Source organism: Amycolatopsis sp. NPDC021455, from assembly GCF_040640995.1.
Taxonomy (GTDB): Bacteria; Actinomycetota; Actinomycetes; order Mycobacteriales; family Pseudonocardiaceae; genus Amycolatopsis.
The window spans coordinates 1-19,243 of the sequence record NZ_JBFACT010000052.1; the positions used below are offsets into that span (position 1 = coordinate 1).

Below are 19,243 nucleotides of genomic sequence, written 5' to 3' on the forward strand. Positions count from 1 at the left end.
CCTGAGCCAGGATCAAACTCTCCAACAATGTCTTCGAATTCAATCGAGGCAAAATACTTGCTCTCAAAGGAAACCCCGACGAGGGGGTTACCATAAATAAGCTCTACTGGCTTAGTTCACTAGCACACTGTTGAGTTCTCAAGCAACACACCCCGAACCCGCCGCCATCAAGCGGCCCGCTCGAAGCGAGTCATTCCTAGCAGTTTTGGGTGAGACACCCACTCAATCGCGATCCGCGAGAGCTTGGTTCGTGTCCCTGTCGCTCGGTCTCCCTGGCGACGAAGAGAAGATTACACGCCCGGAAACGGCCCGAAACAGGGGGGTCGGTTAACAAGATCAGCGCAGGTCAGACCCCATGACGATGCCCGTCTGCGGCTCAGTCTGCCCCGAACCGGCCGCGAGCGCCACCGAAAGAACATTGCTCCGAGTACATTGCACCGTATTGCTCCGCGCCAAAGCTCCGCCTAGCGTCGGCCGCATGACACTCGCCCACGACGACCTCGGCCCGCGGACGGGACGACCGGTCCTCCTCGTCCACGGCCACCCCTTCGACCGCTCGATGTGGCAGCCCCAGGCCGAGCACCTGGCCGGCCGCGGCTACCGCGTCGTGACCCCCGACCTCCGCGGCTACGGGCAGTCGAAGAGCCAGGACACCAAGACCGGCCTCGACGTCTTCGCGAACGACCTGGTCGAGCTGGCCAGCCACCTGGGGCTCGAGCGGTTCGTCCTCGGCGGCCTCTCCATGGGCGGCCAGATCGTCATGCAACTCGTCGCCGACCACCCCGGCCGCGTCGAGGCTCTCCTGCTCGCCGACACCTTCGCGGGACTGGACACGCCCCAGGCCAAGCAGGCGCGCTACGACACCGCCGACCGGATCACCGCGGAAGGCATGGAGGGCTACGCCGACGAGCTCCTCCCCAAGATGATCTCGAAGCAGACCTGCGAGACCAGGCCCGACGTCGAAGCGCACGTCAGGAAGATGATGCGCAACGCGCCGCAGGAAGGTGCCGCGGCCGCGCTCAGGGGACGCGCCGAACGCCCCGACTACACGCCCGGACTGAGCGCGATCGACGTCCCCACCCTGGTGGTCGTCGGCAGTGAAGACGAGTTCACCCCGGTCGCCGACGCCGAACTGATCCACCGGAACGTGCGGGGTTCCACCCTGGTGGTGATCGAGGGTGCCGGCCACCTGCCTAACCTGGAGCGCGAGACGGAGTTCGACGAGGCACTCAGCACCTTCCTGAACAGCAGCGGAGCCACCCCATGACCCAGCAGACCGTGTTCGTGACCGGCGCGAGTGCCGGCTTCGGTGACGCCATCGCGCGCCGGTTCGTCGCCGAGGGCGCCCGCGTGATCGCCGTCGCCCGCAGTGCGGACAAGCTCGAGAAGCTGGCCACCGAGCTCGGCGACGCCGTCCTCCCGGTGACCCTCGATGTCAGCGACCCCGAAGCCGTCAAAACCGCCGTCGACGGTCTCGCCGAAAACTGGCGAGAGGTCGACGTCCTGGTCAACAACGCCGGATTGGCCAAGGGCCTCGAGCCCGCGCACAAGGCCGACCTCGAGGACTGGGACGAGATGATCGCGACCAACGTCCGCGGTCTCGCGCACGTCACGCGCGCGCTGCTGCCCGGCATGGTCGAGCGCGGCCGCGGCCACGTGATCAACATCGGCTCGATCGCCGGCACCTACCCCTACCCCGGCGGCAACGTCTACGGCGCGACCAAGGCGTTCGTCCACCAGTTCAGCCTCAACCTGCGCAGTGACCTGCACGGCACCGGCGTGCGCGTCACGAACGTCGAGCCCGGCATGGTCGGCGGCACGGACTTCTCGAAGGTCCGCTTCGACGGCGACCAGGCCAAGGCGGACAAGGTCTACGAAGGCACCACGCCGCTGACCGCGAACGACGTCGCGGAGTCGGTGTACTGGGCCGCGTCCCAGCCGAAGCACGTGAACATCAACGTCATCGAGCTGATGCCGGTGGTCCAGAGCTTCTCGGCACTGCAGATCTACCGCGAGAGCTGAAACAGATCGGCCAGGGCCTGCTGACCGGGATCCAGCTCGGTCAGCAGGCGCTTGGTCCGCGGCCGCCCGCCGGTCGACGGGTACCGCAGCACCAGCTCGCCGATGCCGGCCAGCTGGTCGAGCAGCTCCCGCACCGACAGGTTCATCCCCGCCCGGTCCGCCTCGCGCCGCATCAGGTGCGTCACGGTCGCGGCGAGCACCGACACCAGGCCGTGCGCGGCGATCCGCTGCCGCGTCCACTCCCAGCGCGGGGTCGGCCCGGTGACGGCGGGGCCGGTCAGCCAGCGGAACGTCGATTCGAGGTGGGTGCGGGCCCGGTAGGCCGTCACGACGTCACCGACCGGCCAGTCCCGGTCGGTGACCAGCACCTGCTTGCCGAAGAACTCCTCGTCGAGCCGCGCCACCGCGGCGGCGTCGATCCGCCGTTCGAGCCGGATCTCGCCGGGCCGGTTCCCGCTGAGCACGGCGGTGAGCACGCGCTCGACGCGCCGTCCCCGCGTCACCCGGCCGATCTCGGCGTGCACCTGGGCGCGGTCGCCGCGGTGGGTGCCCGCGGCCAGTGCCCCGGCCAGGCCGTCCAGCTCCCGGGTCGCGGTGGCCAGCTCGTCGGCGAACGCGCGGGACTGCGCCGCGTGCAGCGTCGCCGAATGCGTGAGGATCACCCGTCGCCGCACGCCGTCGACGACCGCGTGCGTGTCCAGCGCGGTGAGGCCGGCGAACCGCTCGGGGTCGACGCGCTTGCGCGCGGACGCCGGCTGGGTCAGCAACTCCGGGTAGTCGATCAACGGCAACGAACCGACGAAGCCGCTTCGCGAGCCCAGGTCCAGCTGGGCCGCCTGGCCCGCGTGGAAGACGAGCGTCGCCGGGCTGAGTTCCCCCATCAGCGAGGCGAACGTCGGCGCGGTGCCGTCGTCGCGCCGGTACAGCCGCGATTCGAGGGGGATGGCGCCGTCGCGGGTCACCCGTAGTCCGACGCCGGCGAGCACGCCCTGGCAGGCGGACGGCAGCGTGCAGTCGGCCGGGGCGAACGCGGCGAACTGCGGGACGTCGACGGCGAGCGCCGCGTGGTCGTCGAGGATGTCCAGGACGGCGGTGGCGACGGCTTCCTCGATCCCCGCGATGCGTTCCGGGGTGAGGCGTTCGAGGGCCCGCCACAGTCCCTCGACCGTGTCCATCCGGGGCCGGACGAGATCGGCGGCCGCCCCGGAAGCCCACCATTCGCCGATCGGCGTCTCGGGAGCGGTCGCGCGGTGCAGCACCGCGACGGCGAGGGTCAGCCCCAGGCCCGGCTTCGAGCGCACGACGTCGTCGACACGGCGGACGAAGTCCAGGCGCGAGAGCGTCGCCCACACCGCGGCGACGTCGCCGTACGTCCGGTACGTCGCCGAAGCGGGTTCGCCGCCCGGGACGGCGCGGGCGATCTCGTCGGCCGTGCCGAGGTAACGCTGGGTCACCACCCGGGGCTTGCCGTCGACCCGGGCGGACTCCGCCAGGTAGTAGTACGTCCGTCCGCCGATCTTCTTCCCGACCACCGATGCCACCCTTTAGGTAATACACGCCACCGGCCTGATCGACAACCAGTCGAACGCCCTGACCTGCGGTGACGATCACGCGCACCGAACGGGTGAGCCGGGTGCGGAACACACACTGGCTGGTCCCGCGACGACGGTCCTAGCGTGGGCGGAATGGGACCCGAACCCGACGCCACCGCCCCGACCGCCTCCGCGATGCGCCGCGCGCTCGCCCGGGCGCGTGACGGGAAGACACTCGACGTAGCCGAAGCGAGCGTCCTGCTGCACGCCCGCGGTGACGACCTCACCAGGCTGTCCGAGTACGCCTCGCGCATCCGCGACGCCGGCCTGGCCGAGGCCGGGCGCGCGGGCGTCATCACCTACAGCCGCAAGGTGTTCATCCCGCTGACCCGGCTGTGCCGCGACCGCTGTGGTTACTGCACGTTCGTCACCGTGCCGGGGCGGCTCGAATCGCCGTTCCTCTCCCCCGACGAGGTCCTCGACATCGCCCGCAAGGGTGCCGAGATGGGCTGCAAGGAAGCCTTGTTCACGCTCGGCGACCGGCCCGAGGACCGCTGGAAGGCCGCCCGCGAGTGGCTGGACGCTCACGGCTACGACGACACCCTCTCTTATGTCCGCGCGATGGCGATCCGGGTCCTGGAGGAGACCGGTCTGCTGCCGCACCTCAACCCGGGCGTGCTGACCTGGCAGGACTTCCAGCGGCTCAAGCCGGTCGCGCCGTCGATGGGCATGATGCTGGAGACCACGGCGACCCGGCTGTGGAGCGAGAAGGGCGGCCCGCACTACGGCTCGCCGGACAAGGATCCGGCGGTGCGGCTGCGGGTGCTCGAAGACGCCGGGCGCAGCAGCGTCCCGTTCACCACCGGTGTCCTCATCGGCATCGGGGAGACGTTCGAGGAGCGCGCGGACGCGCTGTTCGAGATCCGCAAGGTCGCCAAGACCTACGGCGGCATCCAGGAAGTCATCGTGCAGAACTTCCGGGCCAAGCCGGACACGAAGATGCGCGCGACCCCGGACGCCGACCTCGAAGAGCTGGCCGCGAACATCGCCGTCGCGCGGCTGGTGCTCGGCCCGAAGATGCGCATCCAGGCGCCGCCGAACCTGATCGGCAACCAGTACGACCTGATGATCCGCGCCGGCATCGACGACTGGGGTGGCGTCTCGCCGCTGACCCCCGACCACGTCAACCCGGAACGCGCGTGGCCGCAGATCGACGAGCTCGCCCGGCGCACCGAGAAGGCCGGCTTCGAGCTGAAGGAACGGCTCACCATCTACCCGGAGTACGTCAAGGCCGGCGAGCCGTGGCTGGACCCGCGGATCACGCGGCACGTCGCCGCGCTCGTCGACTACGACACCGGGATGGCCCGCGAAGGCGCGATGCCGGTCGGCATCCCGTGGCAGGAGCCGGACGGCGGCTGGCAGGAGTCCGGCCGCACCGACCTGCACACCGAGATCGACACCAGCGGCCGCACCGAAGACCGCCGCAGCGACTTCGACTCCGTCTACGGGGACTGGAAGGAGATCGGCGACCGGATCAAGACCGGGCCGGCCAAGTTCGACACGGACATCCTGGAAGCCTTGCGCAGCGCGGAAAAGGACCCCGCCGGCCTGTCCGACGACGCCGCGCTGGCCCTCCTGCACGCCGACGGCAAGGAGCTGGACGCGTTCACCCGGATCGCCGACGACCTGCGCCGCGAGACGGTCGGCGACGACGTGACCTTCGTCGTCACGCGGAACATCAACTTCACGAACGTCTGCTACACGGGTTGCCGTTTTTGCGCCTTCGCGCAGCGTCGCACCGACGCCGACGCGTACACGCTCTCGCTGGAGCAGGTCGGTGATCGCGTCGACGAGGCGTGGGCCGCGGGCGCGACCGAGATCTGCATGCAGGGCGGCATCCACCCCGACCTGCCGGGCACCGCTTACTTCGACCTCGCCGCCGAGGTCAAGCGCCGTCAGCCGGAGATCCACCTGCACTCCTACAGCCCGATGGAGGTCGTGAACGGCGCTTCGCGGACCAACCTGTCCCTGAAGGACTGGCTGATCAAGGCCAAGGAGTCCGGCGTGGACTCGCTGCCGGGCACGGCGGCGGAGATCCTCGACGACGACGTCCGCTGGGTGCTCACCAAGGGCAAGCTGCCGACGTCGGAGTGGATCAAGGTCGTCACGACGGCGCACGAGGTCGGCCTGCCGACGACGTCGACGATGATGTACGGCCACGTCGACACGCCCGCGCACTGGGTCGCGCACCTCAAGCTCCTCGCGCGGCTGCAGCGCGAAGGCCTGGAGAAGCACGGCCGGCGCGGGTTCACCGAGTTCGTGCTGCTGCCGTTCATCCACCAGAGCGCGCCGATCTACCTGGCCGGCCTCGCCCGCCCGGGCACGACGCTGCGTGAGAACCGCGCGGTGCACGCGCTGGCCCGGATCCTGCTGCACGGCATGATCGACAACATCCAGAGCTCCTGGGTGAAGCTCGGCGAAGAGGGCAGCCGCGCGGTGCTGCGGGGCGGCGTCAACGACATCGGCGGCACGCTGATGGAGGAGACGATCAGCCGGATGGCCGGCGCGTCGCACGGGTCGTACAAGACGATCAGCGACATGCGCGCGATGGTCGAGCCGCTGGGCCGCCCGCTGGTCCAGCGCACGACGGGCTACGGACGGCCGTCGCCGGAGCGGATCGCCGCCGCCGAGGCTTCGGACGGCGTCGCGACGCAGGTGCGCAAGCCGCTCCTGCCGCTGCTGACGCCCTGAGACAACGCCGGAACGCCATGAACGACTCTTTCAGGTCACCTGGTGACCTGAAAGAGTCGTTCATGGCGTCCGCTATCCTGCCGCAGCATGGGGGTTTCTCGCTTCGCGCCGTTGCTCGTCCTCGCGCTCTTGGCCGGCTGTGACAGCCCGCCGCCGCCCGCCCCGACACCGACGCCACCGCCGAGCCCGACGTACGGGCCGCCGCCGTCGACCGGTCTGTCGCTTTCGGTCGGTCAGGTCGAAGCCGGCCTCGGCCACCGCGCCAGCGTCCTGACACTGACCAACCGGGACACCGTGGCGCGGAAGGTCACCGGCTACCCGGATCTGAAGGTCCTGGCGGGCGACGGTTCGCCGCTCGACGTCAAGGTCCTGCACGAGACGTCCTACTTCGCCCCCGACCCGGGCCCGCAGGACCTGACGCTCCAGCCGGGCGAGAAAGCGCTGTCGGTGCTCGCCTGGTCGGCGACCGTCACCAGCGGCGACAAGCACACCGGCGCCGCGATCGCCGTGGTCCCGATCCCCGGGGAGCCCATGCAGAAGCAGCCCCTGGAGACGGACCTCGGTACCACCGACACCGTCCAGCTCAGCGCGTGGGCGACGAAAATCGGCAACTGACCACCTTGTGTCACCGCTCACAAACCGACGGTTGACCAGCGGGCTTCTGTGCTACCTCTGTTCCTTCACCCGCCGGAAGGGACCTCGACGATGAGCACCTCCGTAGCGCCACTGGAAATGGTCGACACCGGCCGTTACCCGCTCACCGAGCCGGACAGCCCTGCCTGGCGGGAGGTCGTCGGCCGCACCCGCGCGGAGCTGGCCGACGCCGGCTGCAGCGTGCTCCCCGACTTCATCCGCGCCGAGCTGCGCGACGTGCTGCGTGAGGAGTGCGCCGCGCTCGAACCGCACGCGTACACAAAGGTCGAACGGGTCAACGCCTACAACACCGCGATCGACGAGCCGCTGCCCGAGGACCACCCCGGCCGGACGATCATGGAGCGCGGCAACGCCTTCGTCGCGCGCGACCGCATCCCGGCGTCGTCGATCATCAGCCGGCTCTACACGAGCCCGGTGTTCCGGCGGTTCGTCGCGGACTGCTTCGGGCTGCCGGAGCTGCACGAGCTGGCCGACCCGTTGTCCGGGCTGACGCTCAACGTGATCGCGCCCGGCCGCGCGCACCCGTGGCACTTCGACACGAACACCCACACCGTCAGCATGCTGACGCAGGCCGCGGACGGCGGCGGCATCTTCGAGTACTGCCCGAACATCCGCTCCGCCACGGACGAGAACTTCGCCGCGGTGCGTTCGGTGCTGGCGGGCGACACCCGGCTGGTCCGGCGCCTGGACCTGCGGCCCGGTGATCTCCAGCTGTTCAAAGGACGCTTCGCGCTGCACCGCGTCAGTACCGTGGAAGGCGCGATCGCGCGGCACTCCGCGATCTTCGCCTACAGCGAACGCCCGGGCATCGTCGGCAGCGCCGAGCGGACCCGGCAGCTGTTCGGCCGTGTCCTGCCCGCCCACCTCGCCGGACGCGCCGTCCGGGGCGACGAACTGCTCGACTAGGAGCCTGGCCCGTGCCCTTCGACTCGACCGGCAAGATCTCGTTCGACCACATCTACACCGCGCCCGACCCGCGCCCGTTCTTCGGCACGCTGAAGCGCGTCGGCTACGGCATCCCGCAGCTGGCGAAGCCGTACTTCGCGAAGCTGATCGCCGAACACCCCGCCGAGCGGCCGACCGTGCTCGACGTCGGCTGCTCGTACGGCGTCAACGCGGCCCTGCAGCGGTGCGACACGACGATGGACGACCTCTACGCCCACTACACCTCCCCGGCCGTGCGCGCGCTGAACCACGCGGCACTGGTCGAGACGGACCGGATGCGCGTCCGCACCGGCAACCCCCGGTTCTACGGCCTCGACAGCTCGGCCCCGGCCCTCGAGTACGCGCTTTCCGCCGGCTTCCTCGACGAGGCGATCCACGCCGACCTCGAACGCGACGACCCGGACAGCACCCAGCAGAAGCTCCTGGACGACGTCGACCTCGTCATTTCCACCGGCTGCGTCGGGTACGTCACCGAGAAGACCCTCACCCGCGTCGCGCGCGGCGCGCGGCCGTGGATGGCGCACTTCGTGCTGCGGATGTTCTCCTACGAGCCGATCGCCGAGAGCCTGGCCGAGCTGGGGTACGAGACCGCGAACGTCGAAGGCGTCTTCCGGCAGCGGCAGTTCGCGTCCGCCGAAGAGCAGGAACAGATCCTGGACACCCTGAGCGCGGCCGGCGTCGACCCCACCGGGCTGGAGTCCGACGGGTGGCTCTACGCGCGGCTGTATGTTTCCCGTCCTGATGGCTCGGCCGCGAAACTCGCGGCGCGACTCGAAGAAGAAGGATGACCGTGAGCAGTCCGGAATGGTCCACCCGCACCTTCGGCAACGAGGACCGGCTCCCCCGCGTCCCGCTCCCCACGCTGGAGGACAGCGGCCGCCGGTTCCTCGAGTGGTGTGCCCCGCTGCTGACGCCGGACGAGCTGGCGGAGACCGAAGCGGCGGTCGCGGAGTTCCTGGCGGGTCCCGGGCCCGAGCTGCAGGCCCGGCTCGAGGAGTACGACCGCTCGCCCGGCGTGCGGAGCTGGCTCGACACGTTCTGGCCGTACCGCTACCTCGGCCGCCGCGACCGGATCGCGCTCAACGCCAACTTCTTCTTCCTGTTCCAGGATTCCCCGCTGGGCCAGGTGGAGCGGGCCGCAGAGCTGGCCGCGTCCGCCGTGGACTACAAGGTGCGGCTCGACGACGAACTCGTGCCGCCGGTGCTCCTGCGCGGCACACCGCAGTCGATGGTGCAGCACAAGTTCCTGTTTTCGGCGACGCGGATCCCGGGCGAGGTGCTCGACACCGCGCGCACGCAGTTCCCGTCGCCCGAGCGGCACATCGTCGTCTTCCACAAGAACACGCCGTTCCGCATGGACGTCATCGCCGAGGACGGCCGTCCGTACTCGGCCGCGCAGATCGCCGACGGGCTGCGCGCGATCCTCAAGGACGACCACCGCACCGACGTCCCGGCCGGGCACTTCACCACGAAGGCCCGTGCGGAGTGGGCGGCTTCGCGGGCGGCGTTGCTCGAAGCCGGCAACGCCGACGCACTCGAGACCATCGAAACCGCGTTGTTCTGCCTGTGCCTGGACGACTTCACGCCGTCGAACACGCTCGAAGCCGGTGACCGGCTGCTGTACGGCGACAACCGCTGGTACGACAAGGCCGTGTCGCTGATCGTGTTCGAAGACGGCACCGCGGGGATCAACGTCGAGCACTGCGAACTCGACGGCACCACGATCCTCGGCTTCACCGACGCCATCCTGAGCGGCTCGCGCGAGCCGCGGGATACGGCCGACGGGGTTCCCGGCTACGAGGTCGTCGAGTTCACGCTGACCGACGCTCTCCGCGAAGACGCACGTGCCGCCGGAGCCGCGTACCGGGCGTACGGGGAGGCCACCGCGACGCAGACGGTGTCGTTCGACTTCGGCGCCAACCGCGCGAAGGAACTCGGCATGTCCCCCGACGCCTTCGCGCAGATGTCGTACCAGCTGGCCCACCGCCGCGCGAAGGGCCTGACCGGCGCGACGTACGAGTCGATCGCCACTCGGCAGTTCCAGAACGGCCGGACCGAGGCCATGCGGGTCGTCACGCCCGAGGTCGTGCGCTTCGCCGACGTCATGACCTCCGACGCCTCCGCGGAAGAAAAGCGCGAAGCGTTCCGTGCCGCCGCGGCGAAGCACGTCGCCCGCGCGAAGGAGTGCCAGGCCGGCGACGCGCCGGAGCAGCACCTGTGGGAGCTGCAGCTGATCGGCAAACGCCGTGGCGACACCGAAACGCCGGCCCTGTACACCTCGCCGGGCTGGCTGAAGATGCGGGACGACTACCTGAGCACCAGCTCGGCGCCGTCGGTCAACATCCAGTACTTCGGGTTCGGGTCGACCAGCCCGCAGTGCATCGGCATCGCGTACGTGCTGCTGCCGGACCGCTGGAACATCTACCTGAGCACGCCGAAGCACGTTTCGGCGGAGATGTACCGCTTCGCCGACGAACTCACGAAGGCGGTCACCGAGCTGCAGGAGCTACTGGCCGAGTAGGCGGCGCAGCCACGTCAGCCGGGCGGCCCGGGCCGCCCGGCTCACCTTCGCCTCGGGGGCCAGCGAGTCGAAGCCGTGGAAGCCGCCCGGCCACACGTGCAGCTCGGCGTCGCCGCCCGCCTGCCAGATCCGGTTCGCGTACGTGATGACCTCGTCCCGGAACGTCTCGACCGAGCCGACGTCCAGGAACGTCGGTGGCAGGCCGGAAAGGTCCTCGGCGCGGGCGGGCGCCGCGTAGGCCGGGACGTCGTCGGTGCCCCGGCGGTCGCCGAGGTACGCCGTCCAGCCGATCATGTTCGCCGTCCGGTCCCACAGCCCCCGGCCGTCGAGGTCGACGGCCGACGCCGTGTCGTTGCGGTCGTCGAGCATCGGGCAGACGAGCAGCTGGCCGGCCAACGCCGGGCCGCCGCGGTCGCGAGCCAGCAGCGCCGTCGCCGCGGCCAGGCCGCCGCCCGCGCTCGCACCGCCGAGCACGACCGGGCCGGCGCAGTTCTCGACCGTCCACAAGAGACCGGCGTGGCAGTCCTCGAACGGCGCCGGGTACGGGTGCTCGGGCGCGAGGCGGTAGCCCGGCGAGACGACGGTCAGGTTCAGCTCGCCGGCCCAGGCCAGCAGGTTCCGCGCGTCCTGGCCGAGGTGGCTGCCGGCGACCAGGCCGCCGCCGTGGATGTAGTACACGACGCCCGCGCTCTCGGCGGGGCGCACGACGAGCAGTGGAACCTCCCCCGCGTACTCCTCGGTGACCCGGTATGCCGGATACGCGGCGGCCACCTGCTCGACGGTCCAGTTGTCGGCGGCGTTCAGCTCCCGGCGTCCCGGGATCTCGTCCAGGCGAGACAGCGACGGGCGAACCGCGCGCAACGCCTCGATGACCGGCGCCAGCTCGGGGTCGAACCGCGGCGGCGTCATGACGTCGGCTCCGAAACGACGAGGACCAGCGAGCCCTCGAAGGCCGGCTGCTCGCGAAGCTTGCCGTAGCGGCGTTCCCACGTGCCGTCGTCGAGGTCGTGCTGCAACTCGGCGGCGAACCGGTGGTGCACGCGGTCGTCGACGAAGCTCCACGCGGAGCACGACAGCCGCGCGCCCGGGTCCAGGAGGCGTTCGGGACGCGCGTAGTACGCCTCGTTGAACCCGTCGGTGCAGTCGCTCGGGATCGGCACGCCGATGACGGACGTGTGGCCGCCGAGCCCGTCGGCGATGTCGTCGATCGGCGGATAGCGGCGGGCCTCGGTCTCGATCACCTCGGGCGCGTAGTCGAGCAGCCAGAACCGGCGCAGCCGCTCCGGGTCGCACGTAAGGATCGCGATCGGGCCGCGCGTGACGCGGCGCATCTCCCGCAGCCCCGCCCACAGGTCGTTCCACTGGTGCACGCTGAACGTGCTCATCGCGCCTTCGAAGGCCCGGTCGGGGAACGGCAGTTTTTCGGCGACTGCGTCGACCGCCGGCGGCAGGCCCGCCGGCCGTTGCGCACGCATCGACGCGGACGGCTCGACCGCGGTCACCTCGCGGTCGGCCGGCTCGTACGCACCGGCTCCCGCGCCGACGTTGAGGACAGTTCGCGCGTCGCCCAGCGCGTCGAGGATGTACTGGCCGATCCGCGGATCCGGCTTGCGGTAGTCGGTGTACACCCCGCCGATCGCGCCGTAGTCCGCGTCCCCTGCGCTGCCGTCAGCCCGTCGCTGGCTCATGGCGACAACGTAGCAAGTCGGGCCGCACGTCGGATGAACTGCGAGGCCGTCAGATTCTGTCGCAAATTTGCGTAAGTCAGTCAAACTATTGCGGATTCTTGTTCGATATTCGTATGATCCCGGTCACGTCGACGTCCTGCACCTCCCGATCCCCGCGAGAAAGGTGACGACGATGTCCCCTACCCCCCGGCGCCGCGCGGTATTGCTGGCCGCGGCGCTCGCCGCGTCCGGGCTGACCGTGCTGGTCACCGGCGCGACGACACCGGCTGTGGCGGCGACCTGCCCCACGACGGCGTCCGGCGGCGCGAACGTGCCGTTCCGGACAGTCGAAGCCGAGTGTTCGGCGACGAACGGCTCGGCCGTCGGCCCCGACTACACCCAGGCGAGCCTGGCTTCGGAAGCGTCCGGCCGGCAGGCGGTCCGGATCGGGACCGGCCAGTACGTCGAGTTCACCCTGCCCGCGGCGGCCAATGCGATCAACGTCCACTACAGCGTCCCGGACGGTTCCTCGGGCCGGCTTTCGGTGTACGTCAACGGAACCAAGCTGGGCAGCGGGCTCTCGGTGACGTCGCGGTATTCCTATGTGGACACCGGCTGGATCCCGGGCGCGAAGACCCACCACTTCTTCGACGACGCGAGGCTGCTACTGGGCCAGAACCTCGCGCCGGGCGCGAAAGTGCGCGTGCAGGCCGACTCGGGTGACGTCGGCCAGGCGACCCTCGACCTCGCCGACTTCGAGCAGGTCGGCGGTGCGGGCACGAAACCGGCGAACGCGCTGTCGGTCACCGACTACGGCGCCACGGCGGACGACGGCTCCGACGACTCGCAGGCGTTCCGCACCGCGCTGTCGGCGGCGCGCTCGCAGGCACGTGAGGTCTGGGTGCCGTCCGGGCGGTTCGAGATCGGCTCGGCCCTGCAGATCGACCAGACGACCGTGCGCGGCGCCGGCCCGTGGTACACGGTGCTGCACGGCAACAACATCTTCAACAACGGCAGCGCGTCCGGGAACATCAGGCTCTACGACTTCGCCGTCTTCGGCGACGTCACCGAGCGGAACGACGGCAGCCCCGACAACGCGTTCCACGGCGTCCTCGGGAACGGCTCGGTCGTGTCGGGCCTGTGGATCCAGGACACGAAGTGCGGCCTGTGGCTGATGAACGGCGCGTCGTCGAACGTCGTCATCGAGAACAACCGCATCCTCGACACCCAGGCCGACGGCGTGAACTTCGACGGCGCGGTGACGAACTCGACGCTGCGCAACAACTACCTGCGCAACAACGGCGACGACGGGCTCGCGCTCTGGTCCAACGGCCAGGCCGATTCGGGCAACACCATCGCCAACAACACCGTCGTCCAGCCGAACCTGGCCAACGGCATCGCGCTGTACGGCGGCTCGAACAACACCGTCAGCGGCAACCTGGTGCAGGACACCAACGCCCTCGGCGGCGGTTACGTCGTCGGCAACCGCTTCAACTCGGTTCCGCTGGGCGGCACGATCACGCTGTCGGACAACACCGCGCTGCGGGCCGGGGCGCTCGACCCGAACTGGCAGTTCGGCGTCGGCGCGCTGTGGTTCGACGCGCGCGACCAGGCGATCACCGGCGTGACGATCCGCGTCACCGGGTTCACCGCGATCCAGAGCCCGTACGAGGCGATCCAGTTCATCGACGGCAACGGCGCCGGCAAGCCGATCCAGGGCATCACCATCGACGGCGTCTCGGTCCAAGGTGTCGGCACGTTCGTCGCGCAGGCCCAGACGCAGGGGTCGGTGTCGATCAGCAACCTGACGGCGTCCGGCGTCGGCGTCACCGGGACGTACAACTGCCCCTACCCGGCGTCGATCCCGCGCATGACGTTCAGCGGGTCCGGCAACAGCGGCTGGACCGGCACCTGGACCGACTGCTCGACCTGGCCCCCGCCGAACTCCGGCCCGCCGCAGCCACCGCAGCCGGGCACCAACCTCGCGAAGGGCAAGCCGATCAGCGCGTCGGGTTCGCAGGGCGGCTTCCCGCCGTCGAACGCGGTCGACGGGGACGCGAACTCCTACTGGGAGAGCACGAACAACGCCTTCCCGCAGACGCTGACCGTGGACCTCGGCACGGCTTCGTCGATCAACAAGGTGACGCTGAAGCTGCCGCCGTCCTCGGCCTGGGGCCCGCGTACCCAGACGGTGACGATCTCCGGCAGCACCGACGGCGGCTCGTATACGACGCTGGTGGGTTCGCGCGGCTACACGTTCGACCCCGCATCCGGCAACACGGCATCGGTGTCGTTCGCGACGACGTCCCAGCGTTTCGTGCGGTTGACGTTCAGCGGCAACACCGGCTGGCCCGCCGGCCAGGCGTCCGAGCTCGAGGTGGCGGCCGCCTAGCTTTGACGGGCACAGTGTGACGAAACGGCACGGCGGCTCGACGGTTCCGCACGAGAACCGCCGGGCCGCCGGCCGCTGCATTACTCTCGCCGGGAGATCATCCCGGGGGAGGACCAGTGCCGCGTCTGCTGCTCGTCGAGGACGACGAAGCACTGGCCGAAGCCCTTTCACTGGCGTTGCGCGCGCTCGGCCACGACGTCGTCCACGCCCCCACCGGCGAGCACGCGCTGACCGCGCTGGGCGACGCCGAGTTCGTCCTCCTCGACGTCATGCTGCCCGGCATCGACGGCTTCGAGGTCTGCCGCCGCATCCGCGCCCGCAGCCGGCTGCCGATCGTGCTGCTGACCGCGCGCGGCGACCCGATCGACGTCGTGGCCGGGCTCGAATGCGGCGCCGACGACTACGTCGTCAAACCGGCGGAACCGCGCGTGCTCGACGCGCGGATCAAGGCGATCGGCCGCCGCGCGCACCCTGCCGTGCCGGAGGCCGGCCTGCTGCGCGTGGGCGAGCTGGAGATCGACGCGGCCGCGATGAGCGTCACCCACGGCGGCGAGGAGCTCGCCCTGACCGCCACGGAGATCCGGCTGCTCGTCGAGTTCGCCGAGCACCCGAACCAGGTGCTGAGCAGGCAGGTGCTGCTCAAGCGGGTCTGGGACTACGGCTACGTCGGCGACTCGCGGATCGTCGACGCGGCGGTCGCGCGGCTGCGGGCCAAGGTCGAGGACGACCCGGCGAACCCGGTGCTGCTGCGGACGGTCCGCGGCCTCGGCTACCGCCTGGTGACGAGGTGAGGCTCCCGGCCGTCAGCCTGCGGACACGGATCGTCGCGGCGATCGTCGGAGTGACCACGACGGCGACGGCGGTCATGGCGTTCTTCGCCTACCGGGTGCAGTCCGAGGACGTGGTGAATGCGTTCACCATCGCCGCCGAGTCCCGGATGGTCACCGACACCATCGACATGCAGAAGGAAGTCGACCGGGTCCGGCCCGAGGAGCGGGCCAACGCGATCCTGGACAAGCTCAGGTTGCAGCCCGTCGGCTGGCTGCTCGTGATCAAACCACCCGGCAAGCCGTTCACCACGGTCGCCCGCGCGCCTCTGGAAATCGCCGGGCACCCGGTCATCGCCCTCGGGCCACCACGGATGGTCGCCACGGAAATCCCGGAGGACCTGCTGAGGCCGGTCGAGGCCGAGGTACTGTCCCGCCCCTTCGGCAGGATCTGGATGAGCGACGCGCACACCACGGATCCGGCCACCGGACGCCCGGTGCTGGTCGTGAGCCGCGACTTCGGCGGCACCGACTACTTCCTCGTCGAGTTCTTCGACCTCGGCGTGCTCGAAACCGACCTCGGCGCCCTGCGCCGGAACCTGGCGCTCATCGCGCTCGGGGTGAGCGTGCTCGGCGTCGGCGTCGCGTTCCTGATCGGGCGCCGGATCCGCCGTCCGATCAAGGAGCTGTCCGTGGCCGCCGACGAGCTGGGCGCGGGTGCGCTCGGCACTCGCGTCCCGGTCAAGGGCCGGGACGAGGTCGCCGCGCTCGCCGAGTCGTTCAACGCGATGGCCGCGCGGCTCGGCGAGTCGATCGACGAACTCCACGCCAAGGACCGCCAGCAGCGGCGGTTCGTCGCCGACGTCGCCCACGACCTGCGGACGCCGCTCGCCTCGATGATCGCCACCGTCGACAGCCTCGACCACGCCGAGCCCGCCACCCGCACCCGCGCCACCGCGATCCTCGGCACCCAGGCCCGGCGGCTGGCGAAGCTCGTCGAAGACCTCCTCGAGATCGCCCGGTTCGACGTCGGCAAGGCCGACCTGCGGACAGCGCCCGTCGACCTCGCCGATCTGGTCGCCGACGCCGCCGAAGTCACCGGCGTCGAAGCCGCCGTCACAACGACCGGCGACGTCACGGTCGTCGCCGATCCGCGGCGAGTGCACACGGTGATGGCGAACCTGCTGAGCAACGCCGTCCGGCATGGCGCCGCGCCGGTCACGGTCACCCTCGACGGCACCGGCGAAAACGTCGTCGTGCGCGTCGCCGACGCCGGTCCCGGGGTGCCGGAGGACCTGCTGCCGATCCTGTTCGACCGGTTCACCCGCGGCGACCACGCGCGTCAGGCGACCGAGGGCAGTGGTCTCGGGCTGGCGATCGCCCGGGAGAACGTGCTCGCACACGGCGGGACGCTGGCGGCGCACAACGACGGCGGCGCGGTGTTCACCGTGCGGCTCCCCCGGTCCACCGGCGTCGAGAACGCCTGATCGGCGAAGGCGCTGAGTCCCCGCCAGCTCAGGTCGCGTGGGTGCTGCGCGTCGAAGTAGGGCAGCGGCAGGTGCGCGAGCAGCACCGCCGCGCCGATCAGCGGCCACGGGCGGAAGTCCCGTGCCGGACCGAGCCACAGCACCAGCGCGAAGTTCGTGACGAGCAGAAACGCCCAGCGCGCCCAGTCCCAACCGCCGAAGGCGAGCAACGCCGGTGCCGCGACGGCCGCGGCGCCGAGCACGTCCGGCCGCTGCGTCAGGAAGCCCGTCACCACCACGACGAGGATGGGCGCCAGCAGCACCAGGACCTCGGTGACGGAGTACAGCTGCCAGCTTTCGCTCTGGGTGCGCTCGAACAGCGCCAGCGCGTCGGCTCGCGGGGTGAAGCCGGCGCCGGTCATCGCGGTCCACAGCCGGTCGGCCGCGCCGGCGCTCGACGCCGGCAGCGCAAGCACGGCGAGTTCCACCGCCACCGGCGCCGCGAGCAGCGCCGCCGCGCGTCGCCACGGAAACCGCCGAGCCAGCACCACCGCGAACACCGGCAGGACGGTGAGTGCCGCGATCTCGTGCACGAGCACGGCGGCGGTCATCAGCGCCGCCGCCACCGCGGGCCGACGTGGCAGTTGCCACAAAGCGGCGAACAGCAGGAGGTACAGCACCTGTTCGAAGTAGCCGACGTCGTGGAAGAAGAACCCGCCGGTCGGCAGCAGCAGCCAGCCGACGATCAGGAGCCGGTGGCCGAGGTGCGGGGCGCGGAAGAACGCGAAGGCCAGCACCGCCAGCAGAGCACCGAGGACGGCGAACGCCGCGACCGCGAAGACCCAATACGCGTAGCCGGTGGCGACGGCGAGCGGGTGCAGCAGGGTGCCGACGAGGAACCGGCGGTGAAAGCCGTCGGTGACCGAGACGGCTTCGAGCGTCGCGACCCAGTCGCCCGGCATCCGGAACCCGCGGTAAGCGGCGAGCAGCAGAGCGAGTGCGGCGAGCGCCGTGAGGCCACGGGAGTTCGTGTCCCGGGTGGTGGCGCGGTCGAGTGTGCTGGTCATCGTCCCCCTCGGATCGTCTTCCGAGGGCCAAGCTAGGAACGGGATGTGCGCGTCGCGCGACCGTTGATCGACAGATCGGCACCGGTTCGGCACGGCAAGCTTCGTCCTGCTTTTTCGCCTGCTTGCTGTAAAGTTTCACCCATGACGCGTCGCCTTGCCGAAGTCGCCCGCCAGGTCGGGGTCAGCGAAGCCACGGTCAGCCGGGTGCTCAACGGTCGGTCCGGGGTGTCCGCCAGCACCCGGGCCGCCGTGCTCACCGCGCTGGACGTGATGGGCTACGAACGGCCCACCCAGCTGCGCGGCGACCGGGCTCGGCTGGTCGGGCTGGTGCTGCCGGAACTGCAGAACCCGATCTTTCCCGCATTGGCCGAGATCATGGGCAACGCGCTCGCCCAGCAGGGGTTCACCCCGGTGCTCTGCACCCGGACCGCGGGCGGGGTGTCCGAGGCCGAGTACGTCGAACTGCTGCTGCAGCAGCAGGTGTCGGGCGTGGTGTTCGCCGGCGGGCTGTACGCGCAGGCGGACGCGATCCACTCGCATTACCACCACCTCGTGGAGCGGCGGCTGCCGACGGTGCTGATCAACGCCGCGGTCGACCACCTCGGACTGCCCCAGGTCTCGTGCGACGACGCCGTCGCCGTCGAGCAGGTCGTAGGGCACCTGAGCTCGCTCGGGCACGAGAAGATCGGCTTGGTACTCGGCCCGTCCGACCACGTGCCGTCCCAGCGCAAGCTCGAAGCATTCCAGGCGTACGCGGCGAAGCTGGGGCTGCCGGTGCTGGACGAGCTGGTCGAGCACGGGATGTTCTCGATCGAAGGCGGCCACGCGGCGGCGGCCCGGCTGTACCCCCGCGGCGCGACGGCGGTGCTGTGCGCGAGCGACCTGCTGGCCTTGGGCGCGATCCGCGCGGCCCGGCGGCAGGGCCTGTCGGTCCCCGACGACATCTCGGTGGTCGGCTACGACGACTCGGCCCTGATGAACTGCACCGACCCACCCCTGACGACAACCCGCCAGCCCATCGAGGCGATGGGCCGAGCGGTGGTGGAGCTGCTGGTCAAGCGCATCAACGGCGGTGAAGTGGCAGCCGAGGAACTGCTCTTCGCCCCCGAGCTGGTGGTCCGCGGCTCCACCGCCCGCCGCACGGCTTAGCTCTTAACCTCAAGGGCGCGACGGTCCAGCCGTCGCGCCCTTTCGCATGCCCACCCCAGGCTCGCGACCAGCAGCGCTTCGCCCAGAAAGCACCCCCCGCCCTCTCCGGGGGACCGGCCCCGCATCCAGCGTATCGGGCCTGCCCGACGAAAAGCCGGAAAAGCCCGCGCCGGGGCCACGTTGTCCACATCCCAGCCGCCCTGTGGACAACTCGACCTGTTCGCAAGTTGCAGACTCTAGTCGGGTTATTGCGTCGTTCCAGTCTCACACTTTAGAGTGACCGCAATCACGTGACAGCCGTCGCGACCCT

At 70.4% G+C, this 19,243-nt stretch carries 14 protein-coding genes; 11 read left to right on the forward strand and 3 right to left on the reverse strand.

The genetic code is table 11. The features are described 5' to 3' along the window. The first annotated feature begins 478 nt into the window (after positions 1-478). Positions 479-1,267: an alpha/beta fold hydrolase gene (locus AB0G28_RS36500; RefSeq protein ID WP_361100105.1), complete on the forward strand. Its 789-nt coding sequence runs from the start codon at positions 479-481 to the stop codon at positions 1,265-1,267. Further along, positions 1,264-2,022, forward strand: a complete 759-nt coding sequence (locus AB0G28_RS36505) for an SDR family oxidoreductase (RefSeq protein WP_361100108.1) — start codon at positions 1,264-1,266, stop codon at positions 2,020-2,022. Before AB0G28_RS36500 ends, AB0G28_RS36505 begins: the two co-directional genes overlap by 4 nt. Here AB0G28_RS36505 and AB0G28_RS36510 read toward each other — a convergent pair. After that, positions 2,007-3,554: a transposase gene (locus AB0G28_RS36510; RefSeq protein ID WP_361100111.1), complete on the reverse strand. Its 1,548-nt coding sequence runs from the start codon at positions 3,552-3,554 to the stop codon at positions 2,007-2,009. The two genes, AB0G28_RS36505 and AB0G28_RS36510, sit on opposite strands and share 16 nt — an antisense overlap. A 153-nt stretch (positions 3,555-3,707) precedes the next feature. Here AB0G28_RS36510 and AB0G28_RS36515 point away from each other — a divergent pair, with 153 nt between their 5' ends. The 5 genes from AB0G28_RS36515 to AB0G28_RS36535 all read left to right on the forward strand — a co-directional run bounded on the left by AB0G28_RS36515 (position 3,708) and on the right by AB0G28_RS36535 (position 10,425). Further along, positions 3,708-6,305, forward strand: coding sequence for a bifunctional FO biosynthesis protein CofGH (locus AB0G28_RS36515; RefSeq protein WP_361100114.1), 2,598 nt, complete (start codon positions 3,708-3,710; stop codon positions 6,303-6,305). Between the two features lie 87 nt (positions 6,306-6,392). Beyond that, positions 6,393-6,920 (forward strand): DUF4232 domain-containing protein, encoded by a 528-nt coding sequence (locus AB0G28_RS36520; protein ID WP_361100117.1) that lies wholly within the window; start codon positions 6,393-6,395, stop codon positions 6,918-6,920. A 90-nt stretch (positions 6,921-7,010) separates the two neighbouring features. After that, a complete protein-coding gene (locus tag AB0G28_RS36525; protein WP_361100120.1) occupies positions 7,011-7,865 on the forward strand; it encodes an arpA protein in 855 nt (284 codons plus the stop codon). 11 nt (positions 7,866-7,876) lie between these two features. Next, positions 7,877-8,692: a class I SAM-dependent methyltransferase gene (locus AB0G28_RS36530; RefSeq protein WP_361100123.1), complete on the forward strand. Its 816-nt coding sequence runs from the start codon at positions 7,877-7,879 to the stop codon at positions 8,690-8,692. After that, on the forward strand, positions 8,689-10,425 hold the full coding sequence (locus AB0G28_RS36535; protein ID WP_361100126.1) for a choline/carnitine O-acyltransferase: 1,737 nt from the start codon (positions 8,689-8,691) through the stop codon (positions 10,423-10,425). Before AB0G28_RS36530 ends, AB0G28_RS36535 begins: the two co-directional genes overlap by 4 nt. Here the strand turns inward: AB0G28_RS36535 and AB0G28_RS36540 are convergent. Both AB0G28_RS36540 and AB0G28_RS36545 read right to left on the reverse strand, forming a co-directional pair. After that, the gene (locus AB0G28_RS36540) at positions 10,411-11,334 is read right to left on the reverse strand and encodes an alpha/beta hydrolase fold domain-containing protein (protein ID WP_361100129.1); all 924 of its coding nucleotides are present in this window, start codon (positions 11,332-11,334) and stop codon (positions 10,411-10,413) included. The two genes, AB0G28_RS36535 and AB0G28_RS36540, sit on opposite strands and share 15 nt — an antisense overlap. Continuing rightward, on the reverse strand, positions 11,331-12,113 hold the full coding sequence (locus tag AB0G28_RS36545; protein WP_361100132.1) for a class I SAM-dependent methyltransferase: 783 nt from the start codon (positions 12,111-12,113) through the stop codon (positions 11,331-11,333). The genes AB0G28_RS36540 and AB0G28_RS36545 overlap by 4 nt, the downstream gene beginning before the upstream one ends. A 172-nt stretch (positions 12,114-12,285) precedes the next feature. Here AB0G28_RS36545 and AB0G28_RS36550 point away from each other — a divergent pair, with 172 nt between their 5' ends. The 4 genes from AB0G28_RS36550 (at position 12,286) to AB0G28_RS36565 (ending at position 18,933) form a co-directional block, all read left to right on the forward strand. Continuing rightward, positions 12,286-14,484, forward strand: a complete 2,199-nt coding sequence (locus AB0G28_RS36550) for a discoidin domain-containing protein (protein WP_361100135.1) — start codon at positions 12,286-12,288, stop codon at positions 14,482-14,484. A gap of 116 nt (positions 14,485-14,600) precedes the next feature. Beyond that, positions 14,601-15,275: a response regulator transcription factor gene (locus AB0G28_RS36555; RefSeq protein ID WP_361100138.1), complete on the forward strand. Its 675-nt coding sequence runs from the start codon at positions 14,601-14,603 to the stop codon at positions 15,273-15,275. Further along, positions 15,272-16,738 (forward strand): HAMP domain-containing sensor histidine kinase, encoded by a 1,467-nt coding sequence (locus AB0G28_RS36560; RefSeq protein ID WP_361100141.1) that lies wholly within the window; start codon positions 15,272-15,274, stop codon positions 16,736-16,738. Before AB0G28_RS36555 ends, AB0G28_RS36560 begins: the two co-directional genes overlap by 4 nt. 1,187 nt (positions 16,739-17,925) lie before the next feature. Next, positions 17,926-18,933 carry a LacI family DNA-binding transcriptional regulator gene (locus tag AB0G28_RS36565; RefSeq protein ID WP_361100144.1) on the forward strand — a complete coding sequence of 336 codons (1,008 nt, stop codon included), beginning with the start codon at positions 17,926-17,928 and terminating at the stop codon, positions 18,931-18,933. Positions 18,934-19,243 lie beyond the last annotated feature (310 nt).

What these genes read in the sequence shown, in the direction of transcription:
- AB0G28_RS36525 (WP_361100120.1), top strand. Translation starts at nt 7,011, where the DNA reads ATGAGCACCTCCGTAGCGCCACTGGAAATGGTCGACACCGGCCGTTAC.
- AB0G28_RS36565 (WP_361100144.1), top strand. Translation starts at nt 17,926, where the DNA reads ATGACGCGTCGCCTTGCCGAAGTCGCCCGCCAGGTCGGGGTCAGCGAA.
- AB0G28_RS36500 (WP_361100105.1), top strand. Translation starts at nt 479, where the DNA reads ATGACACTCGCCCACGACGACCTCGGCCCGCGGACGGGACGACCGGTC.
- AB0G28_RS36545 (WP_361100132.1), bottom strand. Translation starts at nt 12,113, where the DNA reads ATGAGCCAGCGACGGGCTGACGGCAGCGCAGGGGACGCGGACTACGGC.
- AB0G28_RS36520 (WP_361100117.1), top strand. Translation starts at nt 6,393, where the DNA reads ATGGGGGTTTCTCGCTTCGCGCCGTTGCTCGTCCTCGCGCTCTTGGCC.
- AB0G28_RS36535 (WP_361100126.1), top strand. Translation starts at nt 8,689, where the DNA reads ATGACCGTGAGCAGTCCGGAATGGTCCACCCGCACCTTCGGCAACGAG.
- AB0G28_RS36540 (WP_361100129.1), bottom strand. Translation starts at nt 11,334, where the DNA reads ATGACGCCGCCGCGGTTCGACCCCGAGCTGGCGCCGGTCATCGAGGCG.
- AB0G28_RS36505 (WP_361100108.1), top strand. Translation starts at nt 1,264, where the DNA reads ATGACCCAGCAGACCGTGTTCGTGACCGGCGCGAGTGCCGGCTTCGGT.
- AB0G28_RS36515 (WP_361100114.1), top strand. Translation starts at nt 3,708, where the DNA reads ATGGGACCCGAACCCGACGCCACCGCCCCGACCGCCTCCGCGATGCGC.
- AB0G28_RS36550 (WP_361100135.1), top strand. Translation starts at nt 12,286, where the DNA reads ATGTCCCCTACCCCCCGGCGCCGCGCGGTATTGCTGGCCGCGGCGCTC.